The following is a 13,983-nucleotide window of genomic DNA, read 5'->3' as shown; positions in this document are numbered from 1 at the left end:
CTCCCTCATCCGGGCAGCCGGAGCAGCTTGAAGGTTTGCTCGATCTTGTCGAACTCGGCCGCGCGAGCTCGGAAGCAGATCGCCTGGCAGCCGATGAGCATCACGGAGACCGTGGCTCCCTGCTCGTCGAGGATGGCGGTGTGGTCGAAGGTCTGGACGTCGCCGCCGATCTGGTAGTTGAAGCGAACCCGTACTCCCCTGGCACCATGGTCCAGCTGGAGGATCTGATCGCTGATCGACTCGAACCGGTTGAACAGCGGCTGCCGCCCGGCCTCGGTCGCCTTGGACAGGTACATCGCGCGGATCTGCGCGGTCACCGGCAGGATGAAGTCACGCAGCCGATCCAGCGACATCCCGTCCCGCTGCTCGTCGGTGAGCTTGTGCACGGTGGCGTAGATGAACGGATCCGTCGAGCTGAGCAGGTGCGCGACGGACGGCTGCGCGGACTGGTCGAAGGCCGTGGACCAGACCCGCTCGCGCCGCAGCCGGGCCGCCTCCGAGTTCGGATGGTCGCCCGACAGGGAGAGTTCGATCGGATAGGCGTTGAGCTGGCTGAAGGAGGACGGCACCTTGAAGTAGGTGGTGCCTTCCCTGTCACGTACGTAGGTGAAATCCGGCTGCCCGCACGCTGACAGCATGACGATCGCGGTCATGAGCGCGATCCAAGCCCGTGTCTTGTTCACCAGGGCTTACCTCCGCTTTACGGACCAACGGAGTTGTTGTGCCCGCTTTCATGCGGAATGAGGCCGAGTGTACGGTGATAAATCTTGACCAAATCTTGGCCGTACCTTGGCTTCAGTTGTTACAGATCCGCTCGGAGCGGACGTCCGTACTACGTTGGCGTGCCCCCATTGGTTCAACCGGCAAAGTAGCGAAAGATAGAGGGATCCCCTGCTACCCGGAGCGGACAATGACAGAACCGGCCATGGAGACAGTGGACAGCTTCGGCATGACGGCGGAGCGGGCGTTCGCCGACCTCTGGTCGCGCGGCGTCCTCTCGGCCAAGGAGCGCCACCTGCTCTTGCTCGGCCTGCTCGTCGGGCAGGGCATCGACGACCAACTGGAGGTGCGACTCGACGCCGCGTTGCGCGCGGGCGACCTGAGTGAGAGCGAACTGCGGGAGGTCGTGGTCTTCCTCACCCACTACGCGGGCTGGACCCGTGGCTCGCGGCTGAACAATCAGGTCGAGGATCTGATCGAAGCCGTCAGACGGGGTCGATCAGGTAGACGGGACCTTGGTGGCTGAGCGCGTAGAGCTCCCGTCCATCCCTAACCGGACATATCACCGCGCATAAGCCTCTCCGCCATCGATCGGGGCGCTTGGTCGTACGATGGCGGTATGAGGCGTAAAGCCATCGCACTTGTGGCAGCCGCCGCGGCCCTCGTGGCGGCGGCGACGGTGGTCGTGATTTTCCGTTCTCCCGCTCCCGACGAAGCGGCGACGGGGGTCCAAAATACGCGCGCTCCGCAGGACATCGCGTCCCACTGGACCAAGGAGCGCATGAATGAGGCCAGCCCGGGATGACGAAAAGCGAGGGGCCGTTAAGCCCCTCGCTTCTTTTATCGTGATTAGTGGGCTGTTACATCGTTATAAACGTTGACAGCCCCGTCACCGTGGTAGGGCGACTTGTAGACGATATTGGTGGGGTTCTGGTTGGCGTCGACGTCCCGGTGGCTGTTGGCGCCGATGATGTAGCCCCAGCCTCGGCTCAGCTGGAGGTCCTGCAGCCAGGGGCCGCCGCTGGAGCCGTGGAACATGTCGTTGTTCATGTGCATACGGTCGTCGGAGGAGCTGGCGCGGGTGACGTTGCCGAAGCAGTACCACAGGTCGTTGCCGGTGAAGTCGGTGCGCTGGTAGCCGTCCTGCGGGAAACCGAAGGCGTTGATGCCGGTCCACGCCTGGCCCTGGTTGAACTTGTAGCCCTGCGAGCCGGTCCAGTCCTGAAGGTTGCCGTGGGCCGGCTGCGGGTTGAAGGCGATGGCCGCGATGTCGTAACTCCAGTTGTGGTTGTTGAACCAGCCGTTGGTCGTGTTGGCGTATCGCCAGGTCCAGCGGCCCTGAGGCTCTAGACCGTTGTCGGCGTCGGGGACGAAGATGAAGTCGCGGAACCAGCCGGACGCGCCACCGCTCCCCGCGTGCACGCAGTGGCCGGAGGTCCAGACCGTGTTCTTGTTGGCGGCGTTGATCACGCTGCCGGTGCAGTAGCCGGAGCTGTTGTCATTGCGCGTGTAGTAGATCTTGCCGATCGTGAGGGCGGGCATGCTCCCCTGACGCCCCCAGCGCTCGGCCCGCTGGCCGGCGAGCAGACCGGCCGACGGGCCGGCGGACCGGCTGATCTTCCTGGTCGGCAGCGACCCCTCGGCCGAGCGGCTGGGCAGGACGTTCTTGACCTGCTCCGGCGCCGCTTTCGCGTCCGGGACCGCCACGACCGGCTCCGGCGTGGCCGCGCGCATGCGTTCGGCGGTCCAGTGGGCCTGGATGCTCTTGCTGTCGGACTTGTTCACCGCCCCCGTGGCGGATGCGGCAGGGGAAGGTGCTGCCGTCGCAGTCGCGGTCGCGCTCAACCCCGAGACTGCCAGCAATGTCGCAAAAGCGACAATTGCGGCGCGCCTTGAGCGTGCACTCATGAATCTTCCCTTCCATGAAGCGATTCTGGCGAACTTTTTCATCTTGAGAGGTCGCCGCTTCAATGTGAAGGGGTAAGGGAATTAATTTTCGCCGACGTCCGAATGACGACGCTGATTTTGATATCTAACATTTCACATGACAATAAAGGGTATTTGTGACAGTGCTGGTGGCTGGCGAGTCAATAGCGGTGTTTGTTACTCCGGCGCCCCCTGGGTCAGCCATTCCCGGCCCCCGCCCGGGCAGGCCCCATCGAGACGACGCACAGTGAAGGAACGGATACAAAGGAATTGATGATGCGAAAACACGCCAGCGGCCCTATTGTCACCCCTCGTGAGAAAATTTCCGATCATGGCGCTGACCGTCGCGTCGATGCTCTCCTTAACCGGTACGGCCACCGCCGCGACGACCGCGGCCGACCCCGTCAAACACCCCAAGCTGATCGCCAACCCCCTCTACGAGGCCGGCGCGCTGCCCGCCACGACCTGTGACGAGCCGCCGGTCAAGCGCAACAACCGCAAACTGGCTCGTGCCTATATCGACGCGATCGTCGCCTGCCTCGACACCACCTGGGAACAGCACCTCACCGCCGCCGGCCTGCCCTTCAGCAAGCCCAAGGTGCGGCACGTGGACAAGCTCCCGAAGACGTACTGCGGCATGAAGATCGACAGCGGCGACTCCCTGACCTACTACTGCGACCGCACCAACACGATGATCTTCCAGGTCGGCAAGACGTGGCTCAACGACCCTTCCGACATGTGGCTGCTCAGCACGGTCACCTACATGTACGGCTACCACGTCCAGAAGCTCGTCGGGATCGCCGACGCCTTGGACGTGGTGCCGGCCCGCACCAAAGCCGCGGGCCGGGAGCTGGGCCGGCGCGGCAACCTCCAGAACGAGTGCCTCTCCGGCGCGTTCATCAAGAGCGTTTGGCCGCTGAAGGGCAGGACCACCAAGGACTGGACCTACCTGCAGAGCATTCAGGAGGGTGACGCACCCGGCGAGGCACGCTGGTACGGCAAGAGGGCCAACGTCGTCGCCTGGACCAAGCGCGGCTTCGCCACCGGCGACCCTGGCTCGTGCAACACCTGGGCGGCACCCTCCTCGAAGGTGGCCTAGCTCTTTTCCGCGGGGGGCGTCCGACCGGTCGCCCCCCGGCGCTCGCCATGAAGGCCGTCCGTCGCCGAGGCAGGCGGTCGGACGCGGCAAGCACGACAGCGGCGGTGGGGGTCGCGGCGAGAAGTGACCGGGGGCCACTGACCATCGGCGCCGCCGCAACCAGTTGACAACTTCACCCGGAGGAAACTTATAATTCCAGCTGTAGGTTTCCTCTTGGACGGAGGATAGGTAATCCGGGGGACCGAGGAGCCCCCGGGCGTTCTTCGGAGGTGAAGCGCGATGCTGCTCACGTCGATCGACCCGTTCATCCAGGAGTTCGAGCGTCAGTTCGACCGTCTCGCCCGCCAAGCCGGCGCTCAGGGCAACGGGGCGACGATGCCGATGGACGGAATCCGCCGCGCCGACGATGTGGTGCTGCGGTTCGACCTGCCCGGCGTCGACCCCGACTCCATCGAGGTCACCGTCGACCGCGGCGTCCTGTCGGTGACCGCGCGGCGCGAAGAGGAGTACGAGCAGGACGAGCGTGTGTTCGTACGGGAGCGAGTGATGGGCTCCTTCACACGCCGGGTCTACCTGTCCGAGCACCTGGACGCCAACGCGATCGAGGCCGCCTACAACAACGGCGTGCTGGCGGTGCGGATCCCGGTCCTGGAGCAGGCCAAGCCACGCAAGGTGGCCATCCAGCGCACCACGACCGAGTCGCACAAGGCGATCAAGAGCTGACCGCCCACGCAGCGCCCCTGCACCTGGACAGGCTACGGCCCCGCCCCGGTACGGCCCCTACGTGCGCCACCGGGCGGGGCCGCCCGCATTCCGACAGGAGGAACGGTCATGAAACTACCCATGGACGACGAACACGCCGCCCTGTTCACTGTCGGCCAGGTGGCGAGCATGCTGGACGTACAGCAGGCGTTCCTGCGGCGCATCGACGACAACCAGGTCGTCTCCCCCCAGCGCTCGGCGGGCGGACAGCGCCGCTACAGCCGCCACGAGATCGGCCGCGTCCAAGAAGTGGTGACGATGATGGACCAGGGCATGACGCTGCCGGCCATCCGTCGCATCATCGAGCTACAGCACGAACTCGCCGAGATCACCCGCGAACGCGACGAACTCGCCCGGCGCCTGGCGGACGCCCAGTCCCAGCCAGGCGCGACCCCGCTCAATCCTTGATGTTCGCCTCGGACTGATACTTGTCCGCCATGTGCGCGACCGCCGCGAGCTGCGCCTCGGCGTGCTCTTCCCGGACGGCGCTCGCGCGGTCCCGTGCGTCCAGGGTCGGCTGTGCCTGGCCCTGGAACTCCGGGCCATGAATACGCCGAATCGAAGCCTGCTCACCGCTGCTCCTCGTGATCTGGGCTGTGGTCTCAGTCCACTCGAGAATCCCCACCACGGCAATACGCCCCCACCGGACGGTGACGGGAGAGGCGTTAAGGTGCTGCCATGCCTACCGCATTGATCACGGGCGCGACCGCCGGCATCGGCGCCGCCTTCGCCCGCCGGCTGGCCGCCGACGGGTTCAGCCTGGTCCTGGTGGCCCGCGACGAGGCCCGGCTGGGCGAGATCGCGGGCCAGCTCAAGCTCAGGTACGGCGTCAGCGTCGAGTCGCTGCCCGCCGATCTCGCCACCGACGACGGCCTCGCCCGGGTCGAGGCGCGGCTGCGCGACGGAGTCGATCTCCTGGTGAACAACGCCGGCTTCGGCCACCCCCAGAAGTTCCTGGAGGTGCCGGTGGAGGACGAGCTACGCATGCTCAAGGTCCACTGTGAGGCCGTGCTGAGGCTGACGCTCGCCGCGCTACCCGGGATGAGGGAGCGTGACCGGGGCGGCGTGATCAACGTGGCCTCCGTCGCGGCGTTCTTCGTCCACGGCACCTACAGCGCGTCCAAGGCGTGGGTGGTGAACTTCAGCGAGGCGACCGCGGCCGAGGTGGGCAATCCGCGTATCAAGGTGATGGCCTTGTGTCCCGGCTTCGTACGGACGGAGTTCCACGACCGGGCGTACATGGACACCTCCCACATCCCCCGCTTCCTGTGGCTCAAGGCCGACAACGTGGTCAACGCGGCCATGCGCGACCTGGCCCTGGGCAAGCGGGTGTCGATTCCGGACCTGCGGTACAAGGCGGTCGCGGCGATCGGCAGATTCGTCCCTCGTACGGTGGTGAGCAGCGCGGCGGCGAAATTCAACCGCTGAGGTCGTACAAGCAAGCGGGCCCCCGCCGCGGGAGGGGGACGCGGTGGGGGCCCTGTCCGGGTGCGGGATGATCGCACCCAGGCGGGTGTGAGGGGGACTCACGCCCAGTCCGGTCGTGAGCGGGCTCACGGCCGAGATTCGGTGGAGATCACTTGCCGACGTTCGCCTCGTGGCCGATGGCCAGGCCGGAGGTCGGGTCGAAGAAGTGCAGGTTGTGCGTGTCCAGCACGAGGTCGAGGCTCGAGCCCGGACGGGCGTGGCTGCGGGCGTTCACGCGGGCGGTCCACAGCGACTTGTCGCCCACCAGCGGCAGCGCCGCCTCCTCGTCGTCGCCCGTGTCGGCGGCGGCGACGGTGTCCTTGTGCTCGACCGGCGGGGCGTCGATCAGGAACAGGACGTTGATCTCGGAGCCGAGCTCCTCGGTGACCTCCGCCTTGACGGCCAGCGTGGCCCAGCCGTTGGCGTTCTGGCCGGCGGACGCGGCGTCCTCGAAGTCGGACGGGCGGATGCCGAGGATGACCTGCTTGCCGATGTACTGGTCGAGGCCCGGCTTGTCGCTGAACGTCGACTCCGGGATCTCCAGCTTGATGTCGGCGAACGTGACGGCGGTGCCGCCGTCGCGGACCAGCTCGGCGGTGACGAAGTTCATGGCGGGCGAGCCCATGAAGCCGGCGACGAACAGGTTGACCGGCTTGTCGAACAGGTTCTGCGGCGTGTCGACCTGCTGCAGGATGCCGTCGCGCAGGACGCAGACGCGGTCGCCCAGCGTCATGGCCTCGACCTGGTCGTGCGTGACGTAGACGGTGGTGACGCCGAGGCGCTCGTGCATCTGGTTGAGGGAGGCGCGCATGGAGACACGGAGCTTGGCGTCGAGGTTCGACAGCGGCTCGTCCATGAGGAACGCCTGGGGCTCGCGGACGATGGCGCGGCCCATCGCGACACGCTGGCGCTGACCACCGGACAGGGCGGCCGGCTTGCGCTTGAGGTACGTCTCCAGGCCGAGCATCTTGGCGGCCTCGTTGACGCGCTTCTGGATCTCCGGCTTGGGCATCTTGCGAAGCTTGAGGCCGAAGGCGAGGTTCTCCTCGACCGTCATGTGGGGGTACAGCGCGTAGTTCTGGAAGACCATGGCGATGTCGCGGTCCTTCGGCGGCAGGTGGTTGACCACCTTCTCGCCGATCGCGATCTCGCCACCGCTGATGTCCTCCAAACCGGCGATCATCCGGAGCGCGGTCGACTTACCGCAACCGGATGGGCCGACCAGCACCATGAACTCGCCATCCTTGATCTCAAGGTTGAGCCCGTTCACAGCCTTAACGCCACCGGCGTAGATCTTGTCGACATTGGTCAGAACGATGGATGCCATGACATTCCTTCGCGCTCCCGGGCGGGTGACCCGGATGATGTGCGGGGGGTATCCATTTGCATGGATACGTTTTCAAGCATCTCACCCGAAACGGACATGTGTGTCAAGAGATCAGCGCATGTCAGTGTCCTGGTCTTCCTGCGCGGCGGAAACCATGATGGAATCGTTTCCATGGAATCGAGGCGGGCCACCATCAAGGATGTGGCCGAGGCGGCGGGCGTCGGCGTCGCGACCGTGTCCCGGGTCTTGTCCGGCGGCTCGGCCAGCCCTGAGACAAGGGAACGAGTGCTGGCCATCGCCGCCCACCTCGACTACCGGCCGAGCGCGCTCGGCCGCAACCTCCGCCAGCGGCGCACGGGCGGCATGGGGCTGTTCGTACCCGACCTCACGGACACCTTCTACGGCCAGCTGGCCGAGGGCGTGCTGGCCTGCGCGCGCTCGGCGGGCGAGCCGGTCGTGCTCGGCTCGACGGGCGACGATCCCGAGCAGGAGGCCGAACTGGTCGGCATGCTGCTGGAGCAGAGCGTGGACCGGGTGATCGCGGTCCCGTCGGGCGGCGCCGAGACGTGGGCCCCGGCGATCAAGGCGGGCATGACGGTCGTCTTCGCTGACCGGTTGCCGTCCGACGCGGCGTCTGATGTGCCGTCCGACAGGGACTCCGCGTCGCGTGGTGTCACCGACCTCATGCTGCTGGACGGCCTGCCGCCCGCCTCGCGGGCCCGGCCGCTGGACGTTCCCGCCGTACTGGCGGACGACCGGGCCGGCATCCGTACGGCGGTGCGCTACCTGAGAGGGCTCGGCCACCGGCGCATCGCCTTCCTCGGCGGCCCGGGGCACGGCAGGCGGGTGGCGGCCTTCCGCGAGGCGGTCGGCGCGCCCGTGGACGAGGACCTGGTCGTGTTCGCCACGGGCAGCCGCGACTCGGCCTACGCGGCCGCGTCCGGGCTGTTCCAGAGCCGCCCCGACCTGACGGCCGTGGTGACCGGCGGCAACGTCCTGGGCGAAGCGGCCGTCCTGGCGGCCAGGGAGCTGGACCTGCGGGTGCCACGGGACGTGTCGCTGGTGATGTACGACGACGTCCCGTGGGCCGAACTGTGCTCCCCACCACTGACCGTGATCGCCCAACCGGGCCGCGACATCGGCTACCGAGCGGCGGAGCTGGTGCTGCGAGCGGGAAGCCGCCGACCCCGGAGCGTACTGCTCCCAACGGAACTCATCGTCCGAGGCAGCTGCGGCCCCCGCCACTGACCCCCAAACGTCCGCAGCGGCCGGGGCCACGCCACTGGCCACCCCCGCCGACCGACTGCCGCCACCCCCTGGCACGGTGTCCACGCACGTTCGCCGGCCATCCGTCCTTCCCCTCCCCCGAAGGGGGTATCTCTCCCAAGGGACACCAGCCACCACGGACCGTCACAGGGAGCGAGGCGGTCGCGTGACGGGCCATCCGGGGAACCCTCAGACCACCTTCTCGATCGCCGCGATGACCGCCGGGTCGTCCGGGGTGGTCCTCGGACGGAAGCGAGCGACCACAGCCCCCTCGCGGTCGACGAGGAACTTCTCGAAGTTCCACTGGATGTCGCCGCCCGTCCCCTCCGCGTCGGGCGTCTCCACGAGCGCCTCGTAGAGCGGGTGCCGGCCGGGCCCGTTGACCTCGGCCTTCTCCAGCAGCGGGAAGTCCACGCCGTACGTGGTGGCGCAGAACTCCTGGATCTCCTCGGCCGAGCCGGGCTCCTGGCCCATGAACTGGTTGCACGGCATGCCGATCACGCTGAACCCGCGCTCGCCGTACTGCCGCTGCAGCTCGACGAGGCCGGTGTACTGCGGGGTGAGGCCGCACTTGGAGGCCACGTTCACGATGAGCACGGCCTTGTCGCCGACGAGCTCGGCGAGCGTGGTGGGGGCGTCCGCGAGGGTGCGGACAGGAATGTCACGAAGACTCATGAGCCGACCCTACAGAACGCCCCGTCTCCCGGTTTGTGATGCACTCCACATTTTCCCGACATTTCCCCTGAACAGCCCTAAAGAGTGATCTTTGCCAACGATCTACCTTTTCATGGTCAATTCGCGGTAAATCGGGCGGATAGGGCAGGGTGGCGCGGTCCCCCGAACCCATCGAAAGGGAACCCGCATGCCCATGCTCCGCCGTACGAGCGCCTTGATCCTGTCCGCCACGTTCGTGGTGGCAGGCGGCGCGACGGCCGCACAGGCGCAGAGCTCCCAGGCAAGCTCCGAAACAAGCACGCAACGCGCCATCAGCAAGAACAAGACCATCGCCAAGCACATGGTCGCCAAGCGCGGCTGGACCAAGGCCCAGTACCGCTGCCTGGTGCGCCTCTGGTCGCGAGAAAGCGGCTGGAACCACCGGGCCGGCAACGGCTCGGGCGCCTACGGCATCCCGCAGGCGCTGCCCGGCCACAAGATGGCCACCAAGGGCCGCGACTGGCGCACCAACCCGCGCACGCAGATCGCGTGGGGCCTCGGCTACATCAAGCAGAGGTACGGCTCCCCGTGCCGCGCGTGGGCGCACTTCCAGTCCCGCCACTGGTACTGATCCGCCGCCCCCTGCCTGTCCCTGTTTTCACGAAAGGCCAGGTCAACGCGCGAGCGGGCCGCGCCATGGCGGCCCTGCGAGCAGGCTAAATATCTCTAGCGATCACGCCATCGTCTTCCCAAAGCCAATCACCGAGAGTGATTGACAGTGACTGTGCGTAATAGAAACCGGGCTAGAGAAACGTCGTGGAGCCCTCCGGGCCGCCCAGCACCATGGGGCGTCAACGGAAGCCCGGGGGGCCGCGCGGACCCTCCTCGTCCGAGCCACGGACGCGGACCGGCAAGGGCGCCGGGGAAGCAAGAGCGCCTGTCCGCACGCGACCTGGCAGCAAGGATCGACATGGACAGCAACCGCGCCCTGCGCTACACGTTCATCACTCTGACCACGCTCACGGCCGTCACCGGCAGTTCAACCCTCGTCTGGGCCGAGGCCGGACCGCGAACCGCACAGCCACGAACAGCCCAACCAAGAGCAGCACAACCGCGAGCGACCGCACCGCGGATACCCGAGCCCCGGATCATCGAGGGCTCATGGCACGCCCCCGTGATCAAGACCCGTTCCTGGACCACCTCCGCGCGGCCGAAGATCAAGATCAAGGCCAAGGCGCCGAAGAGCCGGAACAAGGGCATCGCGCTGAACCAGGTCGTCCAGCGAGCCTGGTCCTACCAGGAGTTCCAGTGCCTGGACAACCTCTGGACCAGAGAGAGCAACTGGAACCACCACGCGTACAACAGCTCCTCAGGCGCCTATGGCATCCCGCAGGCGCTCCCCGGAGGAAAGATGCGGGGAGCGGGCGAGGACTGGAAGTCCAACCCTGAGACGCAGATCCGCTGGGGCCTGGGTTACATCAAGGGCAGATACGGCAAACCGTGCGGCGCCTGGGGCCACTTCAGAGCGCACAACTGGTACTAGAGCAGGAGGGCATCCGGGATCACCGGGTGCCCTCCCTCTTGCGCTTCGGCAGCACCGCGATCGCCTGGATCAGCAGCTCGACGCCGAAGTCGAAGTCGGCGTCGTGGTCGCAGCTGGACAGCAGCGGAGCCAGCCCGTTCACCTCGGGGAACAGGGTGGGATCGACGTCGTCCGGGTTGACCATCTGCCCGCGCGGCGGGGCGAACGTGGGCGTGACCCCGACCTCGCGCAGCAGGGAGCCCACGATGTAGGCGATGAACATCCGCAGCACCCGCACCGCGTCCGGCCCGTCGAACCCCGCGCTGCGCAGCGTGGCCAGGGCCCGCTCGACCGGCAGCAGCCCGGCGTTGGAGTGGAGCTGGCGGCTGACGACGAGCATCGTGCAGCGCGGGTGGCCGTGCGCGATCTGGCGGAAGGCGCGGGCCTGCATCCGCACCCGGTCGGTCCAGTGGGCGTCGGGGTCGTCGGTGAACTCGATCTGGCTGAGCACCGCCTCGGCGACGCCGTTGAGCAGGGCGTCCTTGTTCGGCACGTGGTTGTAGAGCGACATCACACCGACGCCGAGGTCCGCGGCGATGCGTCGCATGGACACCGCGTCGGCCCCCTCGCGCTCGATGAGGTCGATCGCCGCGGCGACGATGCGGGTCCGCGAGAGAGGCTCGGTGGGCATAGCTCATTCTATTGACGTACGTACGCCGTACGTGCAAGCCTCGACAGTGGACGTACGGTGTACGTAGCCCCCCTGCGGAGGACCCCATGTCGACGCACGATCTCTACACCATCCCGGCCGAGCTCTCCACGTGGGACGTGGAGATGTCCGGTGCCAGCAGGTTTACGTGGGAGTACGACGACGGCAGGGATCGGATGCTGGCCCTGTACCAAAAGGGCAAGGACAAGCAGTGGGACTCCACCAAGCGCATCGACTGGGATCTCGAGGTCGACCCGTACAACGTGCTCGGCATCCCGGACCAGACGATCGCCATCTACGACACGCCGCTCTGGCACCGGATGGACGAGAAGCAGCGCCAGGACGTCCGCCTGCACGGCGCGGCCTGGCAGTTCTCGCAGTTCCTGCACGGTGAGCAGGGCGCGATGATCTGCTCGGCCAAGATCGTGGAGTCGGTCCCGGATCTCGACTCCAAGTTCTACGCCGCCACCCAGACCATGGACGAGGCCCGGCACGCCGAGACGTACGCCCGATTCCTGCAGGAGAAGGTGGGCCTGGCCTACCCCATCAACGAGCACCTCAAGTCGCTGCTCGACTCGACGCTCAGCGACTCGCGGTGGGACATGCCCTACCTGGGGATGCAGGTGCTGATCGAGGGCCTGGCGCTGGCGGCGTTCGGCGTCATGCGCGACATCACCACCAAGCCGCTGCCCAAGCAGATCCTCGCGTACGTCATGCAGGACGAGGCCAGGCACGTGGCGTTCGGCCGGATGGCGCTGCGCGACTTCTACGGGAACTTAACCGAGGCCGAGCGGCGCGAGCGCGAGGACTTCGTCATCGAGGGCTGCTACCTGATGCGCGACCGGCTCAGGGGCCGGGAGACCTGGGAGAACCTGGGCCTGTCGAAGGCGGAGGTCGAAGAGGCCGAGGTGGCCACGGAGCACTCGGAGTATCTGCGGCTGTTCCGATCGCTGCTGTTCAGCCGGATCGTGCCGTGCGTGAAGGACATCGGGCTGTGGAGCCCGCGGTTGCAGCAGGCGTACGCCGACATGGGCGTGCTGGAGATGGCCGGCCAGTCGCTCGACGCGCTGATGCGGCAGGACGAGGACATCGCCGACAAGCTCGACGAGGCCCGCTTCGCCGAGGAGGAGGCCGAGCGGCACGCCGAGGTCGCCGAGACCATCGAGATGGGCGCCAACTGAGAGAGCTCCGGCGAGTGGTTTAAGAGTTGCCTCCTGTGCCATATGCACCCTATGAGCATCCGCCGGAGGGGGCATCTCGCCATGGTCCAGGAACCAGCACGGTCCACCAGGCCGCATGTCGTCGTCGTGGGCGCGGGCTTCGCCGGGCTGAACGCCACCAGGGTGCTGGCCCGCGGCGGCGCGCGCGTCACGCTCGTCGACCGCCACCCCTACTCCACCTTCCAGCCGCTGCTCTACCAGGTGGCGACGGCCGGGCTCGCCGCCGGGGACATCACCTACCCGACGCGGGCGTTCGCCGCCAAGTATCGGCGGGCGCGGGCCCGGCGGGGCGCGCTGACGAAGCTGCACCCGGCCGAGCGGCGGGTGGAGTTCGACGACGGCACCTCGCTCGACTACGACTACCTCGTGCTCACCACCGGCGTGACCACCAACTGGTACGGCATCGAGGGCGCGCGGGACAACGGCTACCCGATCTATTCGGTCCAGGACTCGATCGTGCTGCGCAAACGGCTGCAGACCCTCCTGGAGCAGGTCGCGGGCGGCAAGCGCGAGAGCGCGCACGCCGTGGTGGTCGGCGCGGGCGCGACCGGGGTGGAGATGGCGGGCACGATGGGCGAGCTGCGCCAGCGGACGCTCCCGGTGACCTATCCGGAGATCAAACCCGATCAGACGAGTGTCACCCTGGTCGAGCGCTTCGATTACGTGCTCTCGCCGTACAAGCCGCGGCTGCGCGACGCGGCCGCGAACGCGCTGCGCAGGCGCGGCGTGCGCCTGCGGCTCGGCAGCACGGTGGCCTCGGTCGAGCCCGACGCGGTCGTGCTGAGCGACGGCACCCGGCTGCCGAGCGACGTCACCGTGTGGGCGCTGGGCGTCGCCGCGCCCGCCGAGGTGTCGAACCTGGGCCTGCCGCAGGGCAAGGGCGGCCGGATCGAGGTCACCCAGGCGCTCAACGTCGCGGCGTACCCGGAGATCTTCGTCGCCGGCGACCTGGCCGGGCCGCCCAATCCGCTGCCGCAGCTGGCCCAGCCCGCCATCCAGATGGGCGAGCACGTGGGCAAGCAGATCCTGGCGCTGGCCCATGGCCGTCCCGCGGCGCCCTTCTCCTACAGCGATCCCGGCATCATGGCCACGGTCGGCCGGGGCTCGGCCGTGCTGCAGCTGTCCAACGGCATGACCATGCACGGCCCGCTCGCCTGGCTGGCCTGGATCGGGCTGCACCTGACCTACCTGCTGGGCGGACGCAACCGGCTGAGCGTCCTGGTCAGCTTCTTGGCGCGGTACGCGGGGCCGCGCCGCAGCGCGGCCACTGTCGTCGAATAGCGGATATCACTTCGTTACGCCCGTTAAGCC

17 protein-coding genes are annotated in these 13,983 nt (G+C 67.5%); 11 read left to right on the top strand and 6 right to left on the bottom strand.

Translation table 11 applies throughout. The features are described 5' to 3' along the window. Positions 1–5: 5 nt before the first annotated feature. Positions 6–683, bottom strand: coding sequence for a hypothetical protein (locus tag AB0C30_RS09505; protein ID WP_357941381.1), 678 nt, complete (start codon positions 681–683; stop codon positions 6–8). 227 nt (positions 684–910) lie between these two features. On the opposite strand from AB0C30_RS09505, the gene AB0C30_RS09500 reads away from it, so the two are divergent. Then, positions 911–1,246, top strand: a complete 336-nt coding sequence (locus tag AB0C30_RS09500) for a carboxymuconolactone decarboxylase family protein (RefSeq protein WP_357941379.1) — start codon at positions 911–913, stop codon at positions 1,244–1,246. Between the two features lie 323 nt (positions 1,247–1,569). On the opposite strand, the gene AB0C30_RS09495 is transcribed toward AB0C30_RS09500, so the two are convergent. Further along, complete coding sequence (locus tag AB0C30_RS09495; protein ID WP_357941377.1) at positions 1,570–2,505, bottom strand: hypothetical protein; 936 nt, start codon at positions 2,503–2,505, stop codon at positions 1,570–1,572. Here AB0C30_RS09495 and AB0C30_RS09490 point away from each other — a divergent pair. The 4 genes from AB0C30_RS09490 (at position 2,498) to AB0C30_RS09475 (ending at position 4,915) form a co-directional block, all read left to right on the top strand. Beyond that, positions 2,498–2,704 (top strand): hypothetical protein, encoded by a 207-nt coding sequence (locus AB0C30_RS09490; RefSeq protein WP_357941375.1) that lies wholly within the window; start codon positions 2,498–2,500, stop codon positions 2,702–2,704. The genes AB0C30_RS09495 and AB0C30_RS09490 overlap by 8 nt on opposite strands. A gap of 255 nt (positions 2,705–2,959) precedes the next feature. Continuing rightward, positions 2,960–3,745, top strand: a complete 786-nt coding sequence (locus tag AB0C30_RS09485; protein WP_357941373.1) for a neutral zinc metallopeptidase — start codon at positions 2,960–2,962, stop codon at positions 3,743–3,745. A 279-nt stretch (positions 3,746–4,024) separates the two neighbouring features. Further along, the gene (locus AB0C30_RS09480) at positions 4,025–4,468 is read left to right on the top strand and encodes an Hsp20/alpha crystallin family protein (RefSeq protein ID WP_357941371.1); all 444 of its coding nucleotides are present in this window, start codon (positions 4,025–4,027) and stop codon (positions 4,466–4,468) included. A gap of 108 nt (positions 4,469–4,576) precedes the next feature. Further along, positions 4,577–4,915: a MerR family transcriptional regulator gene (locus AB0C30_RS09475; protein ID WP_357941369.1), complete on the top strand. Its 339-nt coding sequence runs from the start codon at positions 4,577–4,579 to the stop codon at positions 4,913–4,915. Here AB0C30_RS09475 and AB0C30_RS09470 read toward each other — a convergent pair. After that, positions 4,905–5,132: a hypothetical protein gene (locus tag AB0C30_RS09470; RefSeq protein ID WP_357941367.1), complete on the bottom strand. Its 228-nt coding sequence runs from the start codon at positions 5,130–5,132 to the stop codon at positions 4,905–4,907. The genes AB0C30_RS09475 and AB0C30_RS09470 overlap by 11 nt on opposite strands. A gap of 53 nt (positions 5,133–5,185) precedes the next feature. Here AB0C30_RS09470 and AB0C30_RS09465 point away from each other — a divergent pair, with 53 nt between their 5' ends. After that, on the top strand, positions 5,186–5,935 hold the full coding sequence (locus tag AB0C30_RS09465) for an SDR family oxidoreductase (protein WP_357941365.1): 750 nt from the start codon (positions 5,186–5,188) through the stop codon (positions 5,933–5,935). A gap of 148 nt (positions 5,936–6,083) precedes the next feature. Here AB0C30_RS09465 and ugpC read toward each other — a convergent pair whose 3' ends face one another. Further along, entirely contained in the window at positions 6,084–7,301 is a 1,218-nt protein-coding gene (ugpC, locus tag AB0C30_RS09460) for a sn-glycerol-3-phosphate ABC transporter ATP-binding protein UgpC (protein ID WP_357941363.1), read from the bottom strand. A gap of 171 nt (positions 7,302–7,472) precedes the next feature. Here ugpC and AB0C30_RS09455 point away from each other — a divergent pair, with 171 nt between their 5' ends. Beyond that, entirely contained in the window at positions 7,473–8,549 is a 1,077-nt protein-coding gene (locus tag AB0C30_RS09455) for a LacI family DNA-binding transcriptional regulator (protein WP_357941361.1), read from the top strand. Between the two features lie 207 nt (positions 8,550–8,756). Here AB0C30_RS09455 and AB0C30_RS09450 read toward each other — a convergent pair whose 3' ends face one another. Further along, complete coding sequence (locus AB0C30_RS09450) at positions 8,757–9,242, bottom strand: glutathione peroxidase (RefSeq protein ID WP_357941359.1); 486 nt, start codon at positions 9,240–9,242, stop codon at positions 8,757–8,759. Between the two features lie 187 nt (positions 9,243–9,429). Here AB0C30_RS09450 and AB0C30_RS09445 point away from each other — a divergent pair, with 187 nt between their 5' ends. Both AB0C30_RS09445 and AB0C30_RS09440 read left to right on the top strand, forming a co-directional pair. After that, positions 9,430–9,852 (top strand): transglycosylase SLT domain-containing protein, encoded by a 423-nt coding sequence (locus AB0C30_RS09445; protein ID WP_357941357.1) that lies wholly within the window; start codon positions 9,430–9,432, stop codon positions 9,850–9,852. Between the two features lie 339 nt (positions 9,853–10,191). Then, positions 10,192–10,764, top strand: coding sequence for a lytic transglycosylase domain-containing protein (locus AB0C30_RS09440; protein WP_357941355.1), 573 nt, complete (start codon positions 10,192–10,194; stop codon positions 10,762–10,764). A gap of 19 nt (positions 10,765–10,783) precedes the next feature. Here the strand turns inward: AB0C30_RS09440 and AB0C30_RS09435 are convergent, their stop codons facing one another. Beyond that, positions 10,784–11,434 carry a TetR/AcrR family transcriptional regulator C-terminal domain-containing protein gene (locus AB0C30_RS09435; RefSeq protein WP_357941353.1) on the bottom strand — a complete coding sequence of 217 codons (651 nt, stop codon included), beginning with the start codon at positions 11,432–11,434 and terminating at the stop codon, positions 10,784–10,786. Between the two features lie 86 nt (positions 11,435–11,520). Here AB0C30_RS09435 and AB0C30_RS09430 point away from each other — a divergent pair, with 86 nt between their 5' ends. Together AB0C30_RS09430 and AB0C30_RS09425 are read left to right on the top strand one after the other, a co-directional pair. Further along, entirely contained in the window at positions 11,521–12,633 is a 1,113-nt protein-coding gene (locus tag AB0C30_RS09430; protein ID WP_357941351.1) for a ferritin-like domain-containing protein, read from the top strand. Between the two features lie 51 nt (positions 12,634–12,684). Next, positions 12,685–13,953, top strand: a complete 1,269-nt coding sequence (locus tag AB0C30_RS09425) for an NAD(P)/FAD-dependent oxidoreductase (RefSeq protein ID WP_357941349.1) — start codon at positions 12,685–12,687, stop codon at positions 13,951–13,953. The last annotated feature ends 30 nt before the right edge of the window (positions 13,954–13,983 follow it).

The organism is Nonomuraea sp. NPDC048901, from assembly GCF_040649695.1.
Lineage (GTDB): Bacteria > Actinomycetota > Actinomycetes > Streptosporangiales > Streptosporangiaceae > Nonomuraea.
Note: the sequence above shows the minus strand (reverse complement) of the source record. Positions and strands in the feature narration are given on the sequence as shown.